Source organism: Cytobacillus sp. SAFR-174, from assembly GCF_051964675.1.
In the GTDB taxonomy this organism is placed as follows: Bacteria; Bacillota; Bacilli; order Bacillales; family Cytobacillaceae; genus Cytobacillus.
Genome location: NZ_JBQCMZ010000002.1, coordinates 258,893 through 285,061 on the forward strand (window position 1 = coordinate 258,893; position 26,169 = coordinate 285,061).

Annotated in this window: 27 protein-coding genes; 14 read left to right on the forward strand and 13 right to left on the reverse strand. The window is 41.1% G+C overall.

Going from position 1 to position 26,169, the window contains the following annotated elements; translation table 11 throughout:
- Positions 1-80 precede the first annotated feature (80 nt).
- From qoxD to qoxA, 4 genes are read right to left on the reverse strand one after another with little or no spacing between them, the layout of a single operon-like run.
- A complete protein-coding gene (gene qoxD / locus ACTHRG_RS03585; RefSeq protein WP_076262278.1) occupies positions 81-386 on the reverse strand; it encodes a cytochrome aa3 quinol oxidase subunit IV in 306 nt (101 codons plus the stop codon).
- Complete coding sequence (qoxC, locus tag ACTHRG_RS03590; protein ID WP_076262280.1) at positions 387-992, reverse strand: cytochrome aa3 quinol oxidase subunit III; 606 nt, start codon at positions 990-992, stop codon at positions 387-389. It lies immediately after the preceding gene.
- Positions 982-2,958, reverse strand: a complete 1,977-nt coding sequence (gene qoxB, locus ACTHRG_RS03595; protein ID WP_076262282.1) for a cytochrome aa3 quinol oxidase subunit I — start codon at positions 2,956-2,958, stop codon at positions 982-984. The genes qoxC and qoxB overlap by 11 nt, the downstream gene beginning before the upstream one ends.
- On the reverse strand, positions 2,948-3,940 hold the full coding sequence (gene qoxA, locus ACTHRG_RS03600) for a cytochrome aa3 quinol oxidase subunit II (protein ID WP_440230586.1): 993 nt from the start codon (positions 3,938-3,940) through the stop codon (positions 2,948-2,950). The genes qoxB and qoxA overlap by 11 nt, the downstream gene beginning before the upstream one ends.
- A gap of 375 nt (positions 3,941-4,315) precedes the next feature.
- Between qoxA and ACTHRG_RS03605 the strand changes: the two genes are divergently transcribed.
- The 4 genes from ACTHRG_RS03605 (at position 4,316) to ltaE (ending at position 9,194) form a co-directional block, all read left to right on the forward strand.
- Positions 4,316-5,815 carry a spore germination protein gene (locus ACTHRG_RS03605; RefSeq protein ID WP_440230587.1) on the forward strand — a complete coding sequence of 500 codons (1,500 nt, stop codon included), beginning with the start codon at positions 4,316-4,318 and terminating at the stop codon, positions 5,813-5,815.
- On the forward strand, positions 5,805-6,917 hold the full coding sequence (locus tag ACTHRG_RS03610; protein WP_440230588.1) for a GerAB/ArcD/ProY family transporter: 1,113 nt from the start codon (positions 5,805-5,807) through the stop codon (positions 6,915-6,917). The genes ACTHRG_RS03605 and ACTHRG_RS03610 overlap by 11 nt, the downstream gene beginning before the upstream one ends.
- Positions 6,904-8,031, forward strand: coding sequence for a Ger(x)C family spore germination protein (locus ACTHRG_RS03615; protein WP_076262290.1), 1,128 nt, complete (start codon positions 6,904-6,906; stop codon positions 8,029-8,031). The genes ACTHRG_RS03610 and ACTHRG_RS03615 overlap by 14 nt, the downstream gene beginning before the upstream one ends.
- Positions 8,032-8,162: 131 nt before the next feature.
- The gene (gene ltaE, locus ACTHRG_RS03620; RefSeq protein ID WP_076262292.1) at positions 8,163-9,194 is read left to right on the forward strand and encodes a low-specificity L-threonine aldolase; all 1,032 of its coding nucleotides are present in this window, start codon (positions 8,163-8,165) and stop codon (positions 9,192-9,194) included.
- A 46-nt stretch (positions 9,195-9,240) separates the two neighbouring features.
- Here the strand turns inward: ltaE and ACTHRG_RS03625 are convergent, their stop codons facing one another.
- Entirely contained in the window at positions 9,241-9,417 is a 177-nt protein-coding gene (locus ACTHRG_RS03625; protein WP_175609163.1) for a hypothetical protein, read from the reverse strand.
- 152 nt (positions 9,418-9,569) lie between these two features.
- On the opposite strand from ACTHRG_RS03625, the gene ACTHRG_RS03630 reads away from it, so the two are divergent.
- On the forward strand, positions 9,570-10,430 hold the full coding sequence (locus tag ACTHRG_RS03630; RefSeq protein ID WP_076262294.1) for a CAP domain-containing protein: 861 nt from the start codon (positions 9,570-9,572) through the stop codon (positions 10,428-10,430).
- Between the two features lie 26 nt (positions 10,431-10,456).
- Here the strand turns inward: ACTHRG_RS03630 and ACTHRG_RS03635 are convergent, their stop codons facing one another.
- Positions 10,457-10,603 (reverse strand): hypothetical protein, encoded by a 147-nt coding sequence (locus tag ACTHRG_RS03635; protein ID WP_175609164.1) that lies wholly within the window; start codon positions 10,601-10,603, stop codon positions 10,457-10,459.
- A 278-nt stretch (positions 10,604-10,881) separates the two neighbouring features.
- On the opposite strand from ACTHRG_RS03635, the gene ACTHRG_RS03640 reads away from it, so the two are divergent.
- Positions 10,882-11,010, forward strand: coding sequence for a hypothetical protein (locus ACTHRG_RS03640; protein WP_258750318.1), 129 nt, complete (start codon positions 10,882-10,884; stop codon positions 11,008-11,010).
- A gap of 43 nt (positions 11,011-11,053) precedes the next feature.
- Here ACTHRG_RS03640 and ACTHRG_RS03645 read toward each other — a convergent pair whose 3' ends face one another.
- Complete coding sequence (locus ACTHRG_RS03645; RefSeq protein WP_440230589.1) at positions 11,054-12,046, reverse strand: DMT family transporter; 993 nt, start codon at positions 12,044-12,046, stop codon at positions 11,054-11,056.
- Positions 12,047-12,142: 96 nt separating this feature from the next.
- On the opposite strand from ACTHRG_RS03645, the gene ACTHRG_RS03650 reads away from it, so the two are divergent.
- The 3 genes from ACTHRG_RS03650 to ACTHRG_RS03660 all read left to right on the forward strand — a co-directional run bounded on the left by ACTHRG_RS03650 (position 12,143) and on the right by ACTHRG_RS03660 (position 15,984).
- Positions 12,143-14,311, forward strand: coding sequence for a beta-propeller domain-containing protein (locus ACTHRG_RS03650; protein ID WP_076262298.1), 2,169 nt, complete (start codon positions 12,143-12,145; stop codon positions 14,309-14,311).
- A 154-nt stretch (positions 14,312-14,465) separates the two neighbouring features.
- Complete coding sequence (locus tag ACTHRG_RS03655) at positions 14,466-15,470, forward strand: DUF3231 family protein (RefSeq protein ID WP_440230590.1); 1,005 nt, start codon at positions 14,466-14,468, stop codon at positions 15,468-15,470.
- A gap of 106 nt (positions 15,471-15,576) precedes the next feature.
- A complete protein-coding gene (locus ACTHRG_RS03660) occupies positions 15,577-15,984 on the forward strand; it encodes a hypothetical protein (protein ID WP_076262303.1) in 408 nt (135 codons plus the stop codon).
- A gap of 34 nt (positions 15,985-16,018) precedes the next feature.
- Here ACTHRG_RS03660 and ACTHRG_RS03665 read toward each other — a convergent pair whose 3' ends face one another.
- Positions 16,019-16,402, reverse strand: coding sequence for a globin domain-containing protein (locus tag ACTHRG_RS03665; protein ID WP_076262305.1), 384 nt, complete (start codon positions 16,400-16,402; stop codon positions 16,019-16,021).
- Between the two features lie 202 nt (positions 16,403-16,604).
- Between ACTHRG_RS03665 and ACTHRG_RS03670 the strand changes: the two genes are divergently transcribed.
- A complete protein-coding gene (locus tag ACTHRG_RS03670) occupies positions 16,605-17,432 on the forward strand; it encodes an aldo/keto reductase (protein ID WP_076262307.1) in 828 nt (275 codons plus the stop codon).
- A gap of 42 nt (positions 17,433-17,474) precedes the next feature.
- Here ACTHRG_RS03670 and ACTHRG_RS03675 read toward each other — a convergent pair whose 3' ends face one another.
- Positions 17,475-17,675: a hypothetical protein gene (locus tag ACTHRG_RS03675; RefSeq protein WP_076262339.1), complete on the reverse strand. Its 201-nt coding sequence runs from the start codon at positions 17,673-17,675 to the stop codon at positions 17,475-17,477.
- A gap of 162 nt (positions 17,676-17,837) precedes the next feature.
- Between ACTHRG_RS03675 and ACTHRG_RS03680 the strand changes: the two genes are divergently transcribed.
- A complete protein-coding gene (locus ACTHRG_RS03680; RefSeq protein WP_076262309.1) occupies positions 17,838-18,410 on the forward strand; it encodes a hypothetical protein in 573 nt (190 codons plus the stop codon).
- A 32-nt stretch (positions 18,411-18,442) separates the two neighbouring features.
- Here ACTHRG_RS03680 and ACTHRG_RS03685 read toward each other — a convergent pair whose 3' ends face one another.
- Complete coding sequence (locus tag ACTHRG_RS03685) at positions 18,443-18,751, reverse strand: hypothetical protein (RefSeq protein ID WP_076262311.1); 309 nt, start codon at positions 18,749-18,751, stop codon at positions 18,443-18,445.
- Between the two features lie 156 nt (positions 18,752-18,907).
- On the opposite strand from ACTHRG_RS03685, the gene ACTHRG_RS03690 reads away from it, so the two are divergent.
- From ACTHRG_RS03690 to ACTHRG_RS03700, 3 genes are read left to right on the forward strand one after another with little or no spacing between them, the layout of a single operon-like run.
- Positions 18,908-19,417 (forward strand): hypothetical protein, encoded by a 510-nt coding sequence (locus ACTHRG_RS03690; protein ID WP_076262313.1) that lies wholly within the window; start codon positions 18,908-18,910, stop codon positions 19,415-19,417.
- A gap of 3 nt (positions 19,418-19,420) precedes the next feature.
- Positions 19,421-19,564, forward strand: coding sequence for a hypothetical protein (locus ACTHRG_RS03695; RefSeq protein WP_175609165.1), 144 nt, complete (start codon positions 19,421-19,423; stop codon positions 19,562-19,564).
- 25 nt (positions 19,565-19,589) lie between these two features.
- A complete protein-coding gene (locus ACTHRG_RS03700; protein WP_076262315.1) occupies positions 19,590-19,925 on the forward strand; it encodes a DUF3889 domain-containing protein in 336 nt (111 codons plus the stop codon).
- Positions 19,926-20,231: 306 nt separating this feature from the next.
- Here ACTHRG_RS03700 and ACTHRG_RS03705 read toward each other — a convergent pair whose 3' ends face one another.
- The 3 genes from ACTHRG_RS03705 to ACTHRG_RS03715 form a co-directional block, all read right to left on the reverse strand.
- Positions 20,232-20,789, reverse strand: coding sequence for an HAD hydrolase-like protein (locus tag ACTHRG_RS03705; RefSeq protein WP_440230591.1), 558 nt, complete (start codon positions 20,787-20,789; stop codon positions 20,232-20,234).
- Positions 20,790-20,877: 88 nt separating this feature from the next.
- Entirely contained in the window at positions 20,878-24,324 is a 3,447-nt protein-coding gene (gene metH / locus ACTHRG_RS03710) for a methionine synthase (RefSeq protein WP_076262319.1), read from the reverse strand.
- The gene (locus tag ACTHRG_RS03715) at positions 24,317-26,167 is read right to left on the reverse strand and encodes a bifunctional homocysteine S-methyltransferase/methylenetetrahydrofolate reductase (RefSeq protein WP_076262321.1); all 1,851 of its coding nucleotides are present in this window, start codon (positions 26,165-26,167) and stop codon (positions 24,317-24,319) included. The genes metH and ACTHRG_RS03715 overlap by 8 nt, the downstream gene beginning before the upstream one ends.
- Positions 26,168-26,169 lie beyond the last annotated feature (2 nt).

A 26,169-nucleotide genomic window follows, 5' to 3' on the forward strand; every position in this document is an offset into this window, starting at 1 on the left:
ACCGGCCTCCAATGGGGAGACCGGTTTTTTTGTAATGCCTAGCATCAGCGCCGTGATCAAGGCACTTGTGCTTTCATAACTTAATGTGAAGCATGTCCAGAGGTTAACACCCAAATAGAACCAACTACAATGACAATTACCATAAATACGGCATAAATCATATTGACCAGGTTCGTTTTGCCGTCTTCACCTTCTCTTAAGTGCATGAACATGAACAGCTGCATCCCTGCCTGAACGACAGCCAGTGAGCCGATGATCCACATGATCACTTTAAAAGAAAGGTTCGTTTTTAATGCAATTCCTGCTGCTGCAAAAGTCAGCACAAGGGAAACTACAAATCCAATGACATGGCTTATCGGGAAGCTTTTTGATTGATGATGTTCCATTTAAGCCACCAGTCCTTTCAGATACACAAATGTGAAGATAAAGATCCAGACTACATCAAGGAAGTGCCAGTAAAGGCCGATAATAAACGTCTTTCTTGCTGTAGTAGGGGTAAGGCCTCTTTTTAGAAGCTGAATGATGACCATCGTTGCCCAGCCGATGCCCAAAGTTACGTGAGCTCCGTGTGTCCCCAGCAAAACAAATAAGCTGGAAAGGAATGCGCTTGTCTGCATAGTTGCACCCTCATGGGCATAATGGACGAATTCATTAATCTCCATGAAAAGGAAGCCTGCGCCAAGAGCGAGGGTAATCACCAGCCAGGTGATTAGCCCTTTAAGGTTATGCCGGCGCATTTCAAAAATGGCAATACCCATTGTAAAGCTACTTGTCAGAAGGAGGACTGTCTGAATCATGACATCCTTGATGACAAAGATATCTTTATGTGTTGGCCCTCCTGCAAAGCGTTCATATAAAACTCCATATACTCCGAACAGAGTGGCGAACAGGACGATTTCAGCGCCAAGGAAAACCCAGAAGCCGAGAATATTCATGCGGTCCTGCTCAGTTTGATATTCAAGCGGCAGAGACGTATCCACTTTAGCTGACATGATCGTGCACCTCTCCTTCTGTTTTTCTCCACGCGTTTTCAATTCGGTGAATTTCTTCTTTTGAAACATGGAATCCTTCGTTGTAATCGAATGAACGGATAATCAATCCGGCAAAGATGCCGATACCGGCAACAGCAGCCGCGATGTGCCATTCAAACACAAGGAAGAAACCTGCGATGCCAAAGATAACACCCATATAAATCGGTACCCATGAGTTGCTTGGCATATGAATTTCTTCAATTTCACTGTCATGCAATGTTAAACCTTCATTCTTTTTCTTCATGTGCCAGAATGGATCAAGAGATTTCACTTCCGGCAGCTTCGCAAAGTTATAGAACTGAACAGGTGATGCAGTAGACCATTCCAGAGTTCTTGCATCCCATGGATCGCTTGAGATGTTTCTGTCCGCATAGCGGATGCTCCAGTAAATGTTATAGCAGAAGACAGCGAATCCGGCTGCAAGAACAATAGAACCAATGGCCGAAAGCATGAATAGAGGTGCAAAGCCTGACTCGGCAGAGTAAGTGTATGCACGTCTTACTGCTCCGTTTAATCCAAGGAAGAACATAGGCATGAATGTTACATTAAAGCCGATAACGAATAGCCAGAAATGCCATTTTCCGATTTTTTCATTCAGCATGAAGCCGAACATTTTTGGCCACCAGTAGTACAGGCCTGCAAATACTGCAAACACGACACCCGGAATTAATACATAGTGGAAGTGGGCAACCAGGAATAAGGTATTGTGATACTGATAATCCGCTGCACCCATTGCCAGCATAACGCCTGTAACCCCGCCGATGACAAAGCAAGGAACGAATGCAAGTGCCCAAAGCATTGCAGACGTAATTTTTATGCGGCCTTTACGCATCGTAAACAGCCAGTTGAACATCTTAACTCCAGTCGGTATGGCAATCGCCATCGTCGTGATGGAAAAGAATGAGTTAACTGCAGGTCCTGAACCCATTGTATAGAAATGGTGAACCCATACAACCATACTTAATAGCGCAATTCCAAGGATGGAAAATACCATCGATTTATATCCAAACAATGATTTTCTTGAAAAAGTTGCAATGACTTCTGAGAAAATCCCGAAAGCAGGAAGGGCAACAATATATACCTCAGGGTGCCCCCATAGCCAGAACAGGTTAGCCCAAAGCATATCCATGCCTCCGCCGGATACGGTAAAGAAGTGTGTTCCATATAGACGGTCAAACGTCATTAATGCCAATGCGACAGTGAAAATAGGGAAAGCAGCCACAATCAAAATGGATGTTACGAAAGTAGTCCACGTGAACATCGGCATTTTCATCAGTGTCATACCTTTTGTTCTCATTTTCAAAATCGTGACGATAAAGTTTATACCCGTCATTAATGTACCGATACCGGCAATCTGAAGGGCAACTGCATAATAGTTATTGCCAATGCCTGGACTGAATTCCTTGCCTGCAAGAGGGAAGTAGGAAGTCCAGCCAGCATCAGGTGACCCTCCGATAACGAAGGAAATATTGAATAGCATAGCTCCGCTGAAGAACAGCCAGAAGCTTAGAGCATTCAGCTGAGGGAAGGCAACGTCACGGGCACCGATCTGCAGCGGAATGACAACGTTCATTAAACCAATCAAAAACGGCATCGCCATGAAAAGAATCATAATCACGCCGTGTGTTGTGAAAATTTCGTTGTAATGCTGGGAATTCAGGAATTCCATTTCGGGACGTGATGTCTGAGCTTTCATCAGCAACCCGTCCATCCCGCCGCGGAAAAACATTAATACAGCGGAGATAATATACATAATACCGATTTTTTTATGATCAACTGTAGTCAGCCATTCTGTCCACAGGTATTTCCATTTTTTCAAATAGGTAATCCCAGCCACTGCACCGATCATTGTCAGCAAAATAGCAATCTGAGAACCTAGTATAAGGGGATCTCCCGTAATAAAAAACTCATCCCATTTAATGCCCATGATGGTCACCTCCATGGTTTTCTTCACTCACATCATGGCCCTTATCTTCGCCATGACCTTCAATTACATTCGGTTTCTTATTTTTATAATTATCGTCTTCTTCGAACGTCTTACCCTGATATCCATGACCTCTGTAGAGTTCAGGATTTGTATATGCCTTAGAGTCAGGATCGGCATGGTTAACCCATTCCAAATGAGTATTTGAATAGGTCAGTCTTCCTAAATGAGTAGGCTTCAGCAGCCCAACGTATTCTTTCTCAGTCAATTTAGGCGCTGTATCCTTAACATCTTCAACCCATTGGTCAAAATCTTTCTGGGTTTGGGCGAGCACTTCAAATTTCATATCCGCATAGCCGCGGCCGTTAAAGTTCGTATTCTGGCCTTCATAAGATCCAGGGTTGTCTGCGACAAGATATAATTCTGTTTCCATTTTCGGCATGGTGTATTTTTGTCCGCCAAGTGCAGGCACCCAGAACGATTGCATGGTGCTTGCAGAAGTCATTTTGAACAGCACAGGTCTATCTTCAGGAATATTGACATAGTTCACCGTCTCAATTCCTTCTTCTGGATAACTGAAAATCCATTTCCAGTCTGCAGAGGTTACATGTATGGTAATAGGCTCTTTTTCTTCGTAGCCTTTTGGTGCTTCTTCAAGAGCATAAAGTGTTTTTACGGTCGGGATCGTTAATGCAATGACAATTAAGATCGGAATCCCGGTCCAGATAATTTCAAGGAGTGTGCTTCCATGTTCCTCAGGCGGTTCATAATCCTTATTTTCTGGTTTCTCGCGATATTTCCAGACGATGTAGCCAAATAATCCAAATACGACGACTACAACAAGAAGCATCCAGATCAGGGACCAGTTAATTAATTCGGTAATGCTTCTAGCAACAGGGCCCTGCGGTTCAAACACAACCATATTACAGCCGCTGAGAATAAGCATCGGTAATATAGCTGTTAATGAGAGCAGCATTTTCTTCATCTGTTGTTTCATCTCCTTTAAACAAAACTATTGTTAAATAATTCACAAATAATGTGCGTGTTTTCACAAAGATGTCAAAAAAATATATTTATTGAAAACTTACACATCCTTAAAGCACTTATTTAACTTAGTTATCACTGTGTAAATGATATTAACATAAGCAAATATGAAAAGTTGTGACAAAACTTAGAAGGAAAAAAATGTAAAGCTTCTTGACATGAATTCATTTTCTGCAAATAGCATTACGACAACGTTCTAACACCAAAATAAACTTTTGAACAACTTATGAACTTTGTTTCAGTTAATTTTTCCCAAGGAATTTTTTCGATAAATAAGGAGAAAATACAAAAAAAATCCGAATCGTGGTGCAGCAAGATGAACTTTCGCAGCATGAAAATCAATAAAATCCGCAAACTCAATAAAAATACGGATCAATCTATGCAGCAGCCGCTATTATCTTTTGTGGGCAAATTCAAAGACACACAGGATTTCAGGGAATGGAATATTCAAGTTAATGACCAAAAAATCAGGATATTTTACCTTGAATCTGTTGTTTCAAAAGAGAAATTTTATGAGGTTGTATTTGTGCCCTTATCCAACTTAAAAGGGGAACACATTGAAGAGTTTTTGGTTTCTCTCCACGGCAAGGAGACAAAAAATGAAGAAGAAATAGTCAATTTATTGTTAAAAGGCAGCTTTGCGGTCTGCCTTCCTGATTCACAGAAAATTTATATGGTAAGCTTCCCAAAAGAGCTGGAAAGAACGATTCAGGAGCCTGTAAATGAAGTTGTGGTTAGAGGGTCGCATGATGGTTTTATAGAAAACCTGCAGACCAATATATTTCTGATCCGCAACCGCATCGAAAGCCCGGATTTAACTGTCAGTTATATGACAATTGGGACTAAGTCAAAAACGAAAATCTCATTAGTATACCTGAAAGGAATTGCAAATGAGGAAATTGTCAGAGAGATTGAGAGAAGACTTTCATTTATTAAAACAGATATGATTATTAGTCCCGGTTATATTGAAGAGTTTATTGAGGATAATGCATTCAGCATATTCCCGCAAATCCTTAATACAGAACGTCCGGATCGTGTAATGGCAAACTTAACGGAAGGCAGGATTATCTTAATGGCTGAGGGCACCCCTACAGCTTTAATAATGCCTGCCACGTTCGTTACTTTCTATCAGTCACCTGACGATTACAATAGCAGATGGATACCGGCAACATTTATCCGTGTTCTCCGGTTTCTAAGTTTTATCATAGCCATTACACTTCCGGGGATTTATATCGCCATTAATGCCTTCCATCTTGAGGTAATTCCCCATGAATTAGTGATTCCGCTGAAAAATTCAGTTGAGGGAATACCGTATCCGCCATTATTGGAAGCGTTCATGATGGAACTGACCATTGAATTAATTCGTGAAGCAGGAATACGTCTGCCAAGGCCGATTGGGCAAACGATTGGAATAGTAGGGGGACTTGTCATTGGCGATGCGGTTGTCAATGCGGGGCTCATTTCAAATATTATGATTGTTGTGGTTGCTTTAACTGCGGTTTCCTCTTTTGTGGTACCGTCAAATGAAATGAGCACTACCGTCCGGCTCCTTCGTTTCCCTCTGATGATTCTCGCTTCCATAATGGGCTTTGTCGGTTTAATGTTTGGGATCATCTATATATTAATTGCACTATGCAGACTGGAGTCTTTTGGCGTTCCGTATTTTGCCCCGTTTGCACCATTTCGTCTAAAGGAAATAAAAGACACATTTATCAGGATTCCGCTTTGGATGATGAATAAACGCCCGCAAAGCTCGGGTGCCATTGATCTTTTTAGGCAGAAGGATTCAAGAGGGTGGAAGAAGCATGAAGAATAAAGAATCAATCGATCTTCCTCAGCTTTTTTTTATCATTATTCAAACACAAATTGGAGTAGGAGTTTTATCTCTTCCCTTCACGATGTATAAGGCTTCAAAGACAGACGGCTGGATATCTTTAATGGTTGCAGGGGTCTTTGTTCAGCTCATTCTGACTATGTATTATTTCCTGCTGAAAAAATTTAATGGACGTAATATATTTGACATCGCCCAAATAACAGCTGGAAAGATAATCGGAAACTTTATTATATGCTTATATCTTCTGTATTTCTTATTGATTGGAGTCATGATCCTTTCGCTCTTTAACAAAATTATTGCCACATGGATACTTCCCAGAACTCCAAGCTGGGCAATTGGAGGCATGTTCTCTTTTTTGGCCGCCGCTCTTTGCAGGGAGGGAATTCGAGTCATTGGCCGATTTTATACATTGGTCACACCCTTACTGCTCCTGCTGATCTTTTTAATCTCATATACGATAAAGGATGCAAATATTTATTTTCTTTTTCCTATCGGTAAAGAAGGCATCAAGGATATTTTACTGGGAAGCAAGGAAGCTGTTATTGCTATGCTTGGCTTTGAGATGGTTCTGGTTATTTATTCATTGACAAATGCTGAACACAAGCGAAGATACCGTATAATGACCGGTGCCAATGCGCTAATTACTTTACTTTACACCTATTTGATCATTATCCACTTTATTTATTACAGCCCAGAAGAGATTGCGCTCGTTCCTGAACCGATGTTATTTATTTTAAAGTCCTATTCGTTTAAAATCATCGAACGAACCGATTTATTCTTTTTGTCCATTTGGATTATTTCCGTGTTCACTTCTTTTGTGAGCTACCTTTATATGTCTGCAAAAAGTGCAAAAAAACTGATCCCTAAGGGGAAAAACCGCTTCTTTGTTTATATTTTTGCAGCTGTAATTTTCCTTGGCGCCAGTGGAATCAAGCCAATTATAGGATTAACGGAGAAGTTATCCCAACTGATGTCTTATGTCAGTTTACTTTTTATCATTATAATCCCATTCCTATTGCTGGTCTTTTCTTACGTATTCAAGAGAAAACAAAAAGGGGGCAGCAGCCGTTTTGATTACCTTTAAAAGAATACTTCTTCTCCTGATGATCAGCATCTTCCTGACCGGCTGCTGGGATCAGAACTTATTAAAAGAAGCAAGGCTTTATATGAGCGCAAGCTTTGATCTTGAACCGGACGGCAGAATACGTGATGGCGTTACATCACCAGTTCTGGGAACAAGCCCGGATTCCCCATCAAAAGCCCGTTCAGAATATGTTACAGCCACGGGGAACACTCCCAGGGATGGAAGAGTAAATATTGACAAAAAAGCACCAAAAAAATTTGATGCTTCCAAATTAAGAATAATGATTATTGGCAGTGAACTGGCAAAGCAGGATATATATCCGGTTCTTGACGTTTTTTATCGCGATCCCAAAAGCTCCTTAAGTGCCAAAATCGCGATTGCTGAAGGAAGAGGAGATGAAATCCTTAAAAGCAGGCTGCAGGAGGAAGGGAAGGTTAGTGATTATTTACATAACTTAATAGTAAGTACAGAAATAGTATCATTTATCACAGAAGAAAATATCCAATCGATTTGCGCTGAGCTGTTTGATCCCGGCGAAGATTTCCTCTTGCCATATCTCGGCCTGACCTCGGATAATGAAGTCCAAGTTAAAGGACTTGCCATGTTCAACGAAAGGTCATTTACCGGTGAAAGTCTTGGGGAAGATGAGTCAAAAATGTATATCCTTATGGATAATCAATTAGGGAAAACCATGAGATTCACAAAAAAAGCGACAAAAAATGAAGAAATAGGGCATTTAAACTTTATATCATTCGATGTAATAAAGTCTTCAAGCAAATTAAAGCTTCAAATCAGCAACAATTCAATACAGGGTGCGGATATAAAAGTAAAAATGAAAATTAATATTTCAGAGTTTCCCCAGAATAAGCTGGATAAGCAGGATAAAATTAAAGAATTAATTAAAAAATTATCTCAAGAGCTGACTAAGGATGCGAACAGAACAATAAAAAAAATGCAGGCTGCAAATTGTGATGGTCTGGGTATCGGGAGAAGACTCATTGCCATGCACCCTTCTGTATGGGAATCAATAAAATGGAAGGACGATGTATACCCAAATCTGCCAATAAACGTAAAAGTTAAAGTGGATATAGCCGGAAACGGCATTATCAACTAAAAAATGGACCGGCATATTTATATAGATTGTAAAAAAATTATCAAGAGCCTGCAATGGCTCTTTTTATTAATTGAAAAATACAGAATAGTACAGTAACATGAAGTAAAAATAGATAGAGACAGGGTGAGGAAATGATTGATTTAAGAAGCGATACAGTCACAAAGCCGACTGAAGCTATGAGAAAAGCGGCTTATGAAGCCGACGTTGGAGATGATGTTTATGGGGAGGATCCTTCCATAAATCAACTGGAGGAAACAGCTGCTGAAGTGCTTGGAAAGGAAGCGGCTCTTTTTGTAACGAGCGGCACACAGGGAAACCAGATCGCCATTTTAACACATTGCCGCCCTGGCAATGAAATTATCCTCGAAGCAGAAAGCCATATTTTTTATTATGAAAGCGGAGCTTCTTCTGCATTTGCCGGTGTCCAGACGAGAACGTTAAATGGAACAAGAGGGGCCATGAATCCTTCTGATGTGGAGTATGCCATTAGGGGAGAGGATCAGCATTTTCCTGAGACCGGCTTGATTTGTCTGGAAAATACGCATAATCGAGCCGGCGGTGCTGTAATTCCCACCGATAATATGAAAGAAATTCATAAAATCGCAAAAGCAAATAATGTCCCTGTACATATAGATGGAGCAAGATTATTCAATGCCGCAGCAGCATTGAATCTCCCGGCGTCCGAATTTGCTAAGCATTGCGACACAGTCCAGGTATGCCTGTCCAAAGGGCTTGGTGCTCCCGTGGGATCCATACTGGCAGGAAATAGAGATTTCATAACAGCCGCCAGAAAATGGCGCAAAAGACTTGGCGGGGGACTCCGCCAGGCTGGCATCCTGGCTGCTCCAGGCCTTATTGCATTAACACAAATGAGAGAACGCCTGGCAGAGGACCATGAAAATGCCCAATATCTTGCACAGCAGCTTGGCCAAATTAAAGGCATTGAAATTGTAAACCAGGTGGATACGAATATCATTGTGGCAGATGTAAAAAAACTTAAGACCAATTCTTCGGAATTTGTTGAAAAACTAAAGGCGGAAGGCGTTCTGTCAGGAACTTTTGGACCTAGTTATGTACGTTTTGTTACGCACTATGATGTGAACAGAAACCAGCTTGAACAAGCCATTACAGCGATTCAAAAAATAGCTGATCAAGTTATATAATCAGATAAAAAAACGCATGTCATCTGCCGGCATGCGTTTTTTATATTTAGAAATATCTCTGCAGCGGCGCAGCAGTATAGTGCAGGGAATGATAGTGACTCGGATGCCAAATGCTGTGATAGGGATATCCTTGTTGAATAGGCTGACACCAGGGACCATACTGCGTCTGGGAATATCCGTAATAATGGGCACCATTCATGCCGGTAATAACATATTGCCTCAAAGAGAATCCTCCTTCTCATCTTTTATAAATAAACTATGCAAAGCCTTTTAAAGTGTCCTCTAAATGACTGCTCAATTTTTCCACCTATACTTTTCGTCCTTCTCCGTATGATAAAAGAGTAAAACTTACACTTTTTAAAGGAGAATAAGACCATGTTATTAAAGAAAAACTTTTTTATTGGTATTTTCCTTATTCTAACGCTTGCTGCATGTAATAATAATCAGCAGGGCATGGATACTGGGGAATTAACCGGTGATGACCTGAAGGAAATTAGCAATACCAATAATGTGAATGTGGACAGAGAAAGACGGGGAACAGCTCCGCTTGAGTTACAAAAAGTAAATAATGGGTACCTCACTATTGATCCTAATTCATATAGTACTGCAACACCAAGCCAGGAATTCCCTCATAGTCAATTAGCTGATGATGGCGGTATGCCGTTGTACCAATTTGGAGAGGGCCAACAGCAAAATCAGGGAATGGAAGGCGGACAAACTGAAGGGCGTCAATTTGCTCAGCCGTTTAGCCAAGAGGGTCAGCAGCCCCAAGCACCTGCAGAAAACCCTACACAGGAAGGGACTGAACAGGCGCCTCAAGGACAAGGTGAACAGACACCAGCTGCTCAAAATGATGACATAAATAACTTTGAATCTAAAGTAATCCAGTTAACAAATGCAGAACGGAAGAAAAATGGGCTTAATGCACTAAAATCAGATAAACCGCTAAGCGGTGTGGCACAGGCAAAATCAAATGATATGCAGAAGAAAAATTACTTTTCCCATACAAGTCCCACTTATGGTTCGCCATTTGATATGATGAGGGATTTTGGGGTCAATTACAGCACCGCAGGCGAAAATATTGCCATGGGTCAGCAGTCTCCTGAACAAGTGGTGCAGGCATGGATGGAAAGTGAAGGGCATCGGAAAAATATTTTAAACGGCACCTTTACACATATTGGTGTAGGATATACGGATGAGGGATCTTATTGGACACAAATGTTTATTGCAAAATAAAGCAAAACAAAAAGGAAATCGGCGCATTAGTCGATTTCCTTTTTGTTTATTAAAGGTTCAAGCTGATTTTTTATATCATCAAGCAATTCATGAATAGTCATGTCTGTATCTGTTTGCCCTTTATCAAGAGCAGATTCCAATAGCTTTGCAAAATCACTAAAGTTAGATTTCATAATAGACACCTTCAAACAGCAATGTATTTTATGACTCTATACCCTGTTACGATTTTTTAAAACTCACTATATACTATTAACCTGCCAGCTGAGCTGTGAATAAAAATGAATATTCATTCAACCTGATTTTTGCATAAAGGATTACTCTCTCAGAAAATCGGGTATTAAATATTTATAATAATTCTCGGCTGCCCCCATACCTGTCATATGAACAGCGAATAGTATAGCAGGAAAGAGATTATAGATTATGATTACTTTGTTAAAATGGAGGTCTGGTTATGAGATTGGTGCAAATGGATATTGATCAGCTATTGGAATCCACATCTGAGATTGCCGAAGAAGATCTTGGCTATATGATCAGACAGGTGGAAATTGATCATTTATTAGAGCGTACCCAGGATTGGTGATATATAAAAGAAAACTCCCCTCAGCCAGAGCTGAGGGGAGTTTTTATGCTGAAAACGGATCTTCTTGCGAATGACTCTTAGATCGCATAGATTTCCTGGAAGACAGGACTACGCCGACAATTACAATGCCCCCGCCAACTATCTGATATAAATACAATTTTTCCTGTGTAAAACACAAGGCGAAGATAATAGCGAAAACAGGAAGCAGATTGAGAAAAACCCCCGCTTTGGCTGCTCCGATTATGTGAACTCCAAAATTCCATGATAGAAAAGCCATAATGGAAGCCAGAAACCCAACATACAGCAAGATCCCTATAGAGTGAAGGGTGAAGACAGGTTTTGCTGCTTGCAGCAAAAAGTATTCAACCAGGCTTAAGGGCGCCAATAGTAAAATGCCAAGAAAAACAGATACATAAAAAGCAGATAGCAAAGGCAGCACGTCTGCATATTTTTTGCCAATCACAGAATAAATAGCCCACATAAAAACCGCTGCCAAAACGTAAAGATCCCCGCCATTTATTTTCCATGAAAGAAACACCTCAAACGATCCCTTTGAAATGACAAATATAATCCCAAAGACTGACAGGATAATTCCAGCTGCCTGGTGGGCCAGAAGCTTTTCTCTTAATAAAAACACGGCCAAAATGGCGATAAAAAGCGGAGTTGTACTATTTACGACTGAAGCATTTATAGATGTGGTGTATTGCAGTGCAACATAAATGATTGTATTGTAACCGGCAATACCGGTCACAGCCAAGAGCAAAAGGATCTTCATATGCTTCCTTATAACATTCCAATCATTTTTAAGCTGCCTTATCAAAAAAGGAGTTAAAAGCAAAAAGGCAATGATCCAGCGCATAAGGGAAAAAAGGACCGGCGGAAAATAATCAACACCAATTCTCCCTATAACAAAATTACCTCCCCATATCATATTAGCTAATATCAGCAATAGAAAGCCGTTTGTTTTGTTTCTCTCATCCAGCAATAATGAAAACCTTCTTCCTCTATTTAATAAATAAAATTTTAACTCTGCCATCAAGAAAATTCACTAATTTCAGAAAAAAATTTCTTGAAAAATTTGTAACTATTGGAAGAGGCAGTGCGTCAACTTACTTAAAAAGGGGTGTCTGTTATGAAAAATAAATGGCTTTTTCTTGGTTGTATCACATTAATCCTTATAACACTTGTATCTTTTTCATTCTTTAACAGATTAAAAATTGTGAGTACTCTGGCAGGAACTAATGAAGAATTAGTTGTTTTAAACAATAAAGTGTGGGAGATTGCGATCTCTAAAGAACTTAATCCGGATAGTGTTAACAATAGCTCTGTTTATATTCTGAATGAGGAGGGAGAAAAAGAGCAGGTAAGAATCTCACTGGAAAACAATAATAAATCCATTGAAATTCAGCCGCCAGAGAAAGGATATAATGTGCATTCACCTCATTATACATTGGTGATCACAAATGATATTAAAACAAAGAGAGGACAAAATCTGAATCAATCAGTAAAAACAGCCTTTAAAGTTATTAATACATTGCCGGCAATCGGCTCAAGAGAAGAATTGAACAGTTATTTTTCAAGAATGCTTAAGGAAGAAAGGACTTTCTTTTCCGGAAGGGATATGGCGGTAAGCGAGGAGAGCAGCAGTGCAAAGAGCTCAGAAGATTCTGCAGGGACAGATTTTTCGGGGACAAATGTGCAAGTATCGGGTATTGATGAAGCCGATCTGATAAAAACAGATGGAACGCACATATACAAAATCTCCGAAAATAAAGTCCAGATTATCAAGGCAGTTCCGGCAGATAAAATGGAACTGGAATCTCAATTAACTTTTAATGGAGACTTTTCTCCCTATCAGTTATTTATAGAAGGCACCCAATTAATCATTTTGGGTCACAGCTATAAAGATATACCTGGATCCATTGGGAAGGAGTCTTCGGAAAAAAAGATTGCACCTGCATTTCAATCGGTCAAAACAATTGTTTATAATGTCGAAAACAAACAAAAACCAAAACAAATTAGAGAAGCAGACATTGAGGGCAGCCTGCTTGCTTCGAGGCTAATGGATGGAAAAGTATATTTAATTACAAGCTATCATCCCGAATATTGGATACTGGAAAGAAATGAAAATGCCGATTTGCGTCCCCGTTATTACGATACTGCCGGGAGTAAAGAGCAGCAAATCGTTGATTACAATGAAATAAAATATTTTCCCGGTTCTCAAAATGCAAATTATATTAATATAGCTGTATTGGATTTAAATGCCGGCAGGAAGCCATTAGCTGTCACAAGCTACTTAGGCAGCGGAAATGAATTTTATATGTCCCAAAACAATTTATATTTAGCTGCCACCCAATACAATAATGAAATCATTGCCGACAGACAGATGCCACATCCGGATACGAGCATCTTTAAGTTCAATATAAAAGACGGAGAAGTAGAATTCCAGACATCTGCGGAAATAAAAGGCACCGTTTTAAATCAGTTTTCAATGGATGAATACAATGGGAACTTCAGAGTCGTGACAACCAAAGGGGAAGCCTGGGATGAACGGACTCCTTCATCCAATAGCCTTTACATTTTGGATAAAAATTTAAAACAGATTGGCCAGCTTGAAGACCTGGCAAAAGGGGAGAGGATTTACTCCGCAAGGTTTATGAATGACCGGATTTATATGGTTACTTTTAAGGAAACCGATCCTCTCTTTGTTATTGATGGCTCAAATCCTGAAAAACCTTGTGTTCTCGGTGAATTAAAAATTCCCGGCTTCAGCAATTATCTGCACCCTTTGGATAAAAATCATCTCATTGGTTTTGGTCATGATACAAAGATTACTGGAGGCAAAGGAGCTGGCAGCCAGCCTGTTATTACAACGGACGGTGTTAAAATATCTTTATTTGATGTAAGTGATACAAGTAATCCTGTTGAAAAGGATACAGAAATAATCGGAGGACGCGGCACCTACTCGCCTTTAAACTACGACCATAAAGCGCTTCTCGTTGATAAAAAGAAAAATCTATATGGTTTCCCCATTTCGATCTACCAGAATAAAGAAGGAAGCCAGTTTGAATCCACATTCGACTTCCAGGGTGCGTTAGTATACAAAATTACTGTCCAAAACGGAATAGAGCTCCAAAGTGAAATTACCCATCAGACAGAAGAAGCAATCTATGAAGAATGGGAAGATGCAATCGAGAGGCTTATCTATATAGGTGATTACATTTATAGCATTTCACCTCAAAAAGTTGATGCCTATCATACAGAGGGGTTCCAAAAATCAGGAGAACTGAGGTTAAATTAATTTAACAGAACTGGCCTTCCGGCTGGTTCTTTTTCTGTATAACGAAAAGAATATCGGAATAGAATTTCCATATTTTTGAATAAATTTAATATAAAACGGCTAATATAACGTATATAGTATATAAATATAATTTTACTAAATGGCTGGTGAGTATATGAACGGCAGCAGTATCCCTAAATTAATATCGTCTGAAATGGCCATGCTCTGGAATACCTATGTAGCAGATACAGCAGCAGTCTGCTGCATAAAGCACTATATAAAAACAAATGAAGATCCGGATGTGCTTCCGGTATTGAACTACGCACTGACTATCGCGAAGGATCACATAGACGATATTGCCTCACTCTTTAAGACAGAGGAATTTCCCATCCCTGATGGATTTAATGAGCAAGACCTGCACATTGACGCTCCCAAGTTATTTTCAGACATAACCTATCTAAGATTCATGCACCATCTGGGAAGAACCGGATTGAATGCCTATTCACTTGCTAAATCAGTTTCTGCAAGAGAAGACGTTCGCAGCATGTTTAAGAAATACTATGAACAAACCGAAAAACTCTTTGATATGGCAGCTGAGGCTATGCAGGAAAAGGGGATCTTCATTCGATCACCCTATATTGAATATCCTAAAAAGGTAAAGTATGTATCAGACCATAGTTTCCTTGGCGGGATTGCAGGCAAAAAACGTCAGCTGCTGGCTATCGAAATTGCCCATCTGGGAACGAATATCGAGTTATCCAATATTGCCAAAACTATGCTTTTAGCATTCAGCCAGGTAGCTAAAGAAAAAATGGTAAGCAATTATTTCAAAAAAGGCTATGACATGAGCCTGGAGCATGTTGAATATTTTCTCAATGTCTTAAAAAATGACGATGTAGCCTATCCCAGCACATGGGATGGGTCCATTACAGACTCAACGATCTCACCTTTTTCGGATAAATTAATGATGTTTCTGATCGCAAGTATAACTGCAGTCGGGGTAATGGACTTTGGAATAGCGATCGGTGCAAGCGTTAGAAAAGATTTGGCTATCCAGTATGCTAAAATGATGATCAAAGTCGGCAGTTTCGCAGACGACGGAGCCAAAATTATGATTGACAACGGCTGGCTGGAAAACCCGCCTCAATCACTTGATAGAGATGAACTCAGGAAAAAATAGCAGTGAAGCATCTTTTTAGAGGGGATGCTTCATTTTTTATGTGTGCCACCCAATAATTGGGGTAATAGAATACTAGCTTACAAAATAAAGAAGGAGATGAAACAGAATGCATAAATCGATGCTTGCTTTTACTGCATGCATGATGCTGACAGCCTGCAGTGAGGGAGAAGAGAAAAAAGATGAAACTGCTAAAAAGGAAAACAGCAGCCAGGAATACAATGAAGCCACAAACACAAAAGGTGAAAAGAAGCCGCTCTCTATTGCCGAGCTGGATGACCGGATTGATGAGGGTATGAATATTGATACGTACTCTGCCGAAGTACAGTCATGGGCTGAAAAGGGTCAGCTGGAAATGGAAGAAACAGTGGTCGTTGAAGATGAAAATACCTCATCTGCAGATATTCTTCAGCTTGCTGATGGATTTTTAGGAGTGGCATATGACGAAAAAGAAGTTACGGAAGTAAAAATGTTTCAGTCGGCAGAGCATGCAAAAGAATATTTTGAATCACTTTAATGAACACTGAACCTTCTGGAAGGAAGGTCCAGTTTCATTCTGGGCTGTTTACCATAATCGCTGCAACCTGCATTAATCGATCATAGAAAAGGACAGATGCAGGATTTTGTTCAAGCCCTGTTTCCTGAAAGGCCTCCTTCATACAGGCAAGCCATCTTTGCGCTCTTAATGGTGTAATTTCAAATGGAAGATGTCTTTGTTTCATTGCCGGCGGGCCAAACTCCTGGCTATAGAGAGGCGGTCCTCCAAGAAATTGTGTAAGAAACATCCTTTGCTTTCGCTTAATATCCTCTATGTCTCCTTCAAAAAGGGGACTTAAAACTGGATCTGCATACACACGCGGATAGAACGCCTCGACAAGTTTTTCAATTGTTTCAGTTCCGCCTATTTCTTCAAAAAGTGTTTTAAAATCGTGCATGATTCTTCACCTGCTTGTAATTCATTATTTTATTGTCATTATATAGAAGATATTCTAGCTGAAACGTGATATAAATCACAGTATAAAGTTATTCTTAGACAAACATCCGCCAAAACTTTCATGTTCAAGCATAAAATTTTGATAACTGAAAAGAATGTGAGAAAATTATCCAGTAATCCAATTGCTAAAAAGAGGTGAAAGAATGGAAAATTTACAATCAGCTGTATCATTACATAACGGTGTCAAAATGCCTTGGCTTGGTCTTGGTGTTTTTAAAGTTAAGGACGGGGACGAAGTTGTCCATTCAGTTAAATCAGCCCTGAAAGCAGGATATAAAAGCATTGATACGGCAGCAGTCTATCAGAATGAAGAAGGTGTAGGCCAGGCAATCAAGGAAGCAGGCATACCTCGGGAAGAGCTATTTATTACAACGAAAGTCTGGAATTCTGACCAGGGCTATGATTCTGCAATCAAGGCATTCGAAACCAGTCTTGAAAAGCTTGGTCTCGATTATATTGACCTTTACCTGATTCACTGGCCTGTGAAAGGGAAGTATAAAGAAACATGGAAAGCACTCGAAACTCTTTATAAAGAGAAGAAAGTAAAAGCAATTGGTGTGAGCAACTTCCAGATTCATCACCTGGAAGATCTAATGAAGGATGCCGAGATAAAGCCGATGGTCAATCAGGTGGAGCTTCATCCTTTACTCAGCCAGTCTGAGCTTAGAGACTTCTGCAGAAATCAGGGAATTCAGATAGAAGCATGGTCACCACTCGCACAGGGAGAGCTTCTTGAAAACGCAGTATTGAAGGAAATTGCCCAAAAGTACGGAAAATCGGTTGCACAGGTTATCTTAAGGTGGGATCTTCAGAACGGAATTGTTACTATTCCAAAGTCAGTAAAAGAACATCGCATCATTGAAAATGCTGATGTATTTGACTTTGAACTTTCTTCAGAAGATATGGACAAAATCAGCAGCTTAAATGAAAATAGACGAGTAGGTCCCGACCCTGACAACTTTGATTTCTAAATAATACAGGAACCGGCAGGCAAATAGCCTGCCGGTTTCCTTTTACTCCTCAAAATAATCCCGAAATTCTTCTGTATCCGTTTCAGTTTTATTTTTGTAGTAAGGATTATCTTCAGTCGAATTTTCGGGATCAAGATTGGTCTTTATTACAAGTGTCGGCCCCGAAGTATGCCCGGCAATCATCCGATCATCCAGTTCTCCGAAGTCCGGCAGCTTTTTGCTTCCTGGTTTTATTGGATCCATGGCTGCACCTCCCATTCCATAGCGTGCAATGAGCAGGTACAATTTATTCATTATAGCCCCTTAAGTACGAAAGAATGTTTGCACAGGCGAAAAAAAGGATATTAGGGAAGAAAACTATCTTGGTGTTACATATACCTACCCTGTTTTGATGGAGGAAGATAAATGAGTATTTTTGAGAATATTTTAGATATCCTGGAGGAAAAGGGGGCTATCTCCATCCCTTCTCTGCTGGATGAAATGAATAGGGCAAGTAATTCTCAGAGAAGCGGTGCAAAACCTGTTGAATTATCGCATGTAAAATCAGTCATCAGCAGGAAAAGAGAGCTCTTCCATATTAAAAATAATATTGTTACGATTGATCCTGATAAAGATCCCATTCTTTTAAGCGTCAGCCTCGGCGGTTATCCGGGGCCCTGGTACAAAATAGAAGTGGATTTCATCAATAGCCGCTTTGTTTATTTTGAATGGCATTTAAGTAATTTTTCATCAAGAAATGAGCTGCCGAAAAAGTCAGGAAGCATTGAGGAATTTAAAAAAGAATTATACCGGCTGAAAATTTGGAAATGGCAGAAGGAATATAAAAATCCAGGGATTTTAATGGATAGTGTCACATGGTCCATAAGGCTGGTCACGAAGGAAAACATTTTTGAGAGTCAGGGGATACAGTCTTTCCCTAATGGCTGGGAAAAGTTTTGCATGGCACTTACGAATCTTACTGGAAAATATATCTGTTAAAAAGCTGCTGCTGAGAAACTGGCTGCAGCTTTTTAGTTTTCTGAAACTATCTTTAAAACAAAGCTCTTATCTTCCTCATCAATATACAGGCAATATTCTTCTTCCTCTGTAATATCCAGCAGCTGCTGAAGTTCTTTAGGGATATGGATGGAGCCATTTTCAGAAATTAGCCTTTTATTGTGGGTTGATTCCAAATTGGCTCTTTCAATAATAATCTGATCATGATCGAAGCGAAGATCAGCCAGTTTTCCCGGCAAAAGGCCAAATTGGCTGCGCCACTTGCTCGGAAGAAGAATTTTACCCGTTTTGTTGAAGTTCTTGCACTTGTACATTGTCATCATGCTGATCAGCTCCTTCTATGCTTGTTAATCTATTACACATATTGGAACTTTCAAAACACGATTTTCAAGCAATTTCGAAAAAAATTCATTGGCTCCCGTAAAAAGGATGAATAAAATTCCTCTAAATACAAAACCTTTAAAAAAAGGTGGGGTAAGATGAAAAAGAAGCTATATTTGCTGCTGATAATTCTCCTTTCCTGGCTGACTGTTCCATTTATAGGCAAAAAGGATTTTAAGCGATTTTATCCTGCTGCTTTATTTATGGGGTTTTATGTATTAATAGAAGGGATTATAGCTGAAAAAAACAAATGGTGGACGATTAAGGAAAGATTTCATCCCAAGCTTAGTGGTGAACTGCCATTAGTATTAGGACCTTTTTTTGCAGGGTCTATATGGATATTAAAATTAACCTATAGAAAGCCGTTACTGTATTTACTTCTAAATGGGGTGGTCGATGCCTTTTTCGCCTATCCTTTTTATACTTGGTTCAAAAAGATCGGAATTTGGAAACTTCGGCGCTTTTCACAAATGAAGCTGTTTATGCTGTTTTTGCTGAAGTCAATCTTCATGTATGTTTTCCACCTCATCTTTGTGGATAAAAAAACAATATCCAGGTTAGCGAATGGTTTAAAAAAAACCCTTTTGAATAAGGGAGAGGAGAGATGAAAAATGCAAGAAAGAAAAGACGTTTCCTGTACAGATGATAAGGATATTCTTCATCATTTAATGGAAGAACAAATTGCTTATATCTGTGTGGAAGAAGAGGAAGAACGGATGAAGGAAGAAACTCTGAAGAGCGGCAATAGCAATTAGGATCCTTCCCGGAAAGAGGTTTAAGATGAAGAAATTAATGATCAGTCTAATGGTATTGATGATCTTAACCGAATATACTCCCATTCGTGCAATTACTGGAGAAGCTTTTGCAGAGAGACCGGAACCAGCCTATGCAAAATGGGGCAGACTGGCTATGGAAACGGCAAAAGAGAAATACCCGAGGGCTAAAATCCTTGACTACCTGCATATCGGCAGAGAAAAGGGACAAACAACAGATATCGAAAGGTTTAAGCTATGGGTAGAGGATGGCGGCAAAGAGTTCGGTTTGTACATTGATATTGAATTTGATTCAAAAACTGACAGAGTTGTCAGGATCAATACGCGAAAATCAGCTAATTAGCTCACTCAGAAGCAAAGCGGGACTTCACCAAGGTGAAGTCCTGTTTCCTTTTATCGCAGTCTAACGGGCAGTAAGACCCCCACTTCAAGACTCAGAGGAGCCAAAGGAGGATAAGTGGGGGTCAAACTTCCCGTAAAGGCCCGATTGGTGAGATACAGTGAAACTTGCCGACGCGCAGGCAGAGGCTTAGTTGAACCAATCGGGTTCGTAGTGTCGATTGATCGAAGCGCTAGCGGAGATCTTAGCGACACTAGAACGCGACTAACAATCAGTGGGGGATAAGGAACACCCCCACTGATTGAAGTTTCACTTTATCGCAAGCTCAAATTTCGAATAACAATCAATCGAGAAGTCTGCATAGGGATTAGTGCTGCGGAAAGCACATGTGCTGATGCCGATCTGTCTGGCAGGCATTAAATCTGTATCCTGGTCGCCAATGGCCAAATCAATATGATAACGCCGGTGAAGATATTCATAGGACTCCGGATGCGGCTTTAAGGAGAAACCATCAAATTCCGGGCAGATAACTTCTTCAAAATAGGAAGTAAGTTTCCAATACTCCAGCAGTTCCTCCGTGGATTGCCGGTTACGGTGGGTGACAAGCACGTTAACATTATTTTGCTCTAATATTCCCCTTACATGTGGAAACAATGGCTTTTCATCATGCATAAAAGTTGCTTCCGTTTGACGAAAATCAGCAATTTTTTCTGGAGGAACATCAAATTTCTGATAGGCTGTCCCGTTTTTCAGGGGCGTGAGAACTTCGTGAGGATCCAGCTCTTTGCCGGATATGCGAATAAAAGACTGAACCAAAGTCGGCCAGGTATCCAGAATCGTGCCATCTAAATCCCAGAGAACATTCATAAAAATTTCCCTCCTTACTATGTATTCATTGTATAGGCTGTGAAGAGGCAAAGGCAAATACCCGGCCATTTTACCTGCCGGGTATCTATTATCTCAATACATTAAAATATCTTGCTTCAGGATGGGCAAACACCATTGCAGATACAGAAGCCTCAGGTTCCATCATGCATTCTTCAGTAAGCTGAACACCTATATCCTCAGGCTGTATAAGCTTAAACAGCTTTTTCTGGTCCTCAAGATCAGGGCACGCAGGATAGCCATACGAAAAGCGCTGCCCCTGGTATTTCGCTGTAAAACGGTCCTTCATCGTCATTTCAACCGGATCAGGGAAGCCCCAGCGATCGCGGATCTGTCGATGGATCAGCTCAGCAAGACCTTCAGCCGTCTCCAAAGCCAGCGACTGCAGGGCATGGCTTTCCAGGAATCTGCCTTCGGCTTTTAAACGATCTGCAATAGCGCGTATTCCTTTCCCGGCTGTCACAGTGAAGAAGGAAACATAATCCATTTGACCGCTTTCTTTTGATTTAAGGAAATCTGCCAGACATAAGAATGGCTCTGTTTCCTGGCGCGGAAATTCGAATGTCTCAATGACCGTTTTTTCATCCTCAGCATAGATAAACACCTTATCGCCATCTGACTGGGCAGGAAAGAATTGATAAACTGCTTTAGGCTCAATCCAGTTTTTCTCTTTTGCTTCAGCAATCAGTTCATCAACCACCGCGTTAATTTTAATGGCTTTTTCATCTTTTTCCGCAAGCAGCTTTTGCAGATTTCCTTTTAAGCCAAGGTGATGGCCAATCAGCATTTGCTTATTCACATACGGCTCAATGTGTGAAAGGGAATAGGATTTCAGCAAATGCCGTTTTAAATCTTTTGGAACAAATACAGGTACTTGTGTGCTTACTGTTGGTTTAGGCTTTACTGCAACCGCCACTGATCCGCGGTCATAAGGTACAGCATTTAGCGCTGCTGCCTGTTTTTCTTCCTGCTGGATTCGCAGCTTCACAGCTTCTTCCGGCTCCTGAAGCTGATTGGCTAAAGAGAGACCGTTCATAGCATCCTTGGCATACAGCACGAGACCGTCATATTCCTTGGAAATTTTAGTATCAGTAAATTTCCTTGAGAGGGCTGCGCCGCCTACTAAAATCGGGACATCGATGCCAGCCTGTTTCATATCATGGGCCGTGATGACCATTTGCTGTGCTGATTTGACAAGGAGCCCAGATAGACCGACCATATCCGGTTTCTCACGCCTGATGTTTTCAATCAGTTCAGCAGGGGAGACCTTGATTCCCAAATCTATCACTTCATATCCATTATTGCTTAAAATAATATCCACAAGGTTTTTCCCTATATCATGAACATCGCCTTTAACGGTCGCCAGGATGACTTTTCCCTTGGATGAAGATTGGGCAGCATCTTTTTCCATATAGGGTTCAAGGTAAGCGACAGATGCTTTCATAACTTCGGCGCTCTGCAGAACCTCTGCGACAATCAGCTGATTATCATTGAACAATCTTCCGACTTCCTTCATTCCGTTCATTAAAGGCCCATTAATGATATCAAGCGGAGCAGGGTATGCCTGCAGGGCCAGATCAAGATCAGGCAGGAGCCCTTCTTTCGTTCCTTCGAGAATATAATAGGCTAGGCGTTCCTCAAGTGTCATATCCGGAAGAACACTTTTGCTTTCTTTCTTCTTATCCCGGTAAAAATCAGTAAAGACAGCGAGTGATTCATCAGTAGTTTCGAAAAGAAGCTTTTCAGCCATTAAGACCTCTTCCTTAGAAATGGAAGCAAATCTTTCGAGTTTTTCCGTGTTCACTATCGCATAATCCAGGCCTGCCTGGGTGCAGTGATACAGAAATACAGAATTTAATATTTCCCTGCCGACAGGAGGGAGGCCGAAGGATACATTACTGATTCCCAAAATGGTTTGAACCTCCGGCAGAGCCTCTTTAATAAGTCTGATTCCATCTACCGTTGCCTTTGCAGACCCGATGTATTGCTCATCCCCTGTGCCGACAGGGAAGACGAGGGGGTCAAAAATAAGATCCTGAGGCGGGATATGATATTTATTTACAAGCAAATCATGAGAACGCTTTGCAATCTCAAGTTTGCGTTCAGCCGTAACACCCATGCCTTCTTCATCAATTGTTCCGACAACTACAGCAGCACCATAGCGGTGGATGAGAGGGGCAATCGCCTCAAAGCGTTCTTCGCCATCTTCCAGATTAATCGAATTTATGATGGCTTTACCCTGTGAATAGGTGAGAGCTTTTTCAATCACTTTTTCATCTGTTGAATCGATCACGAGCGGAACTTTGATTTTTTTCACTAATTCCTTGATAAAATTCTCAACATCCTGCATTTCTTCACGGTCAGGATCTGCCAGGCAAATATCAATAACATGGGCACCGCCTTTTACCTGGGCACGGCCTATCTCAGCAGCTTCCTCGAACTTTCCTTCTGCAATCAGCCTTTTAAACTTGCGGGAGCCAATTACATTTGTTCGTTCGCCGACCATTATGGGTCTTAAAGTTGGATCATCATAAATCAGAGGTTCAATTCCGGATACTTTATGCAGGGAATTCCCCTCATAATTCCTTGGTTTATAATCTTTAACCGACTCAGCAATTGCCTGGATATGTTCAGGCGTGGTTCCGCAGCAGCCGCCTACAATATTCAGCCAGCCTTCTTTGGCAAAACCCTCAAGCTTGCTCGCCAGTGATTCGGGAGTTTCATGATACTGTCCTTCTTCATCAGGCAATCCTGCATTGGGATAGCAGCTGACTGCAGTGGATGCCAATCCTGAAAGAGAACGGATATGGTCCTGCATGAATTCAGGACCTGTCGCACAGTTGAGTCCAACTGCCAGAGGCTTCATATGTTCAAGCGAAATATAAAAGGCTTCAATCGATTGGCCTGCAAGGGTCGTGCCCATCGGTTCAATTGTCCCGGAAACAATGAGCGGAAGTTTTATTCCCGTCTTTTTTGATGCCTTTTCAATGCCGATAAAACCAGCCTTCACATTCAGCATATCCTGACTGGTTTCGAGGAGAAGAAGATCGGCTCCGCCGTCTATTAACCCTCTGGCCTGCTCTTCATAAGCTGCTATCATGTTTTCAAATGTAGAACCGCCGGTAACACTCAGTGTCTTCGTAGTTGGTCCCATAGCGCCTGCCACATATCTCGGCCATTCAGGAGTAGACATGCGGTCTGCAGCTTCTCTGGCAATTTCAACAGCAATTTTATTCAATTCATAAGCTTTTTCTTCCAGATCGTAATCTGCGAGAACAATGCTGGTTGCGCCAAAGGTGTTAGTTTCAATAATGTCTGCGCCGGCTTTTAAATATTCAAGGTGAATATGTTCAATAACCGATGGAGCTGTAATATTTAAATTCTCGTTGCAGCCTTCATATTCTTCTCCGCCAAAATCATCCGCTGAAAGATTGGCTCTTTGAAGCATGGTGCCCATTGCTCCGTCCATGATCAGAATCTTCTTTTTTAGCTGCTCCTGCAGTGATGGTTTATGCATGCTGTTTCCTCCTTGAAAGCCGTTCGGTTGTCTCACGGGCATAATTTGATAGCTCGACAGTCATTTCATAACGCATAAATGGAGTGATAAGGTAAATGCCATTAAACAGCTCTGCCGCAGCATCGATCAGCGACTTGGCAATGGCAATGCCTTCAGCGCCAGCTCGTGCTGGATCATCTTTTAATGAAGCCATTCTGCTTCTAATACTGTCGGAAATTTTGATTCCCGGAACTTCATTATGAAGAAACTCTGCATTCCGGCTGCCGGTAAGAGGCATTAAGCCTATATAGACAGGTGCTTTTAAATCTTTCACAGCCTCATGAACCTCAAGCAGTTTTTCTTCAGAGAAAACAGGCTGCGAGATAAAATAATCCGCACCATGCTCCAGTTTCTTTTCGAGCCGCCCGACAGCTTTTTCCAAAGAGCGGACATTGGGGTTAAAAGCGCCTGCAACTGAAAAGGCTGCTTTCTGGCCCAGGTCTTTCCCTGAAAACGATAATCCTTCATTTAACTGCTTGATCATACTGATCAATTCAAATGAAGAAACATCATAGACAGAAGAGGCGCCAGGAAAATCACCGACACGGGCAGGGTCTCCTGTTACAGCAAGAATATCATTTAAACCGAGGGCATGAAGACCCATTAAATGGGATTGAAGCCCTATTATATTTCGATCCCTGCAGGTTACATGCACAAGGGGGCGCAGTCCAGTCTGCTGTTTGACAAGATAGCCAAGTGCAGAGTTGCATACCCTTGGTGAAGCAAGAGAATTATCTGCAAGAGTAATAGAATCGATTCCAGCATTCTTCAATGCCTTTGCACCTTCGAAAAAGCGGGCAGTATCAAGCTTCCTTGGCGGATCCAGCTCAACAATTACCGATGGCCTCTCTCTGACAATATCCTGAAGAGGAGGAAGCTCTCTGGATGATTCCGGTTTCTCTGAAACTATGACTTTATTAACTGCCTTTATTTCTTTTTCCTCGATTGGAGGAAGTCCTTTTAATACATCAGCAAACGCCTTGATATGGTCAGGTGTTGTTCCGCAGCACCCTCCAAGAAGGCGGACACCCTGATTCCGGAATTCTATTGCGGACTGCCGGAAATATTCCGCATCACCTTCATAATGGAATTTGCCGTCCGTATAAGCTGGAATACTGGCATTTGGATATGCCGATAAATGGGCATGTTTTAGCAAAGGTACACTTTCGAGCGTTTTCAGCATATGATGGGGGCCAAGCCTGCAATTGATTCCCACCACATCTGCGCCCATGCCGTCAAGCTTTGTTAATGCGTCTGCTATAGGAGTCTGGTTCTGAAGAACTCCAGCTTCCTGAAGTGAAACCTGTGCGATAATCGGCAAATCGGTTTCTTTTCTGGCTATTGCCAGAACCGTCTCAAGTTCTTCTAGATCATAATAGGTTTCAAGCAAAATACCATCTACATCCTCAAGCAGCAGACAATAAAGCTGCTCACGAAAGCTTCTTTTTATTTCCTCCAGTGTAATCATGTTCGGTTTGAATCCTCTGATCCCGCCGATTGTACCGGCAACATATGCGCGTCCCGCGGCAGCTTTTTTGGCAATCCGGGCTGCCGCACTGTTAATCTCTTTCACAGAGTCTTCAAGCCCATATCGCTGCAGCTTCAGATAATTCGCTGCATACGTATTGGTTTGGATCAACTCAGCCCCTGCGCCTATGTACGCTTCATGGATGTGCTGGATCTGCTCAGATTGCGATAGATTTAATTCCTCAAAACAGCTGTCGGTGCCATAGGAGTAAAGAAGAGTTCCCATCGCTCCATCTGCTATGATGATTTCATTCTTTAATTTATCCAGGAAACTCAAAG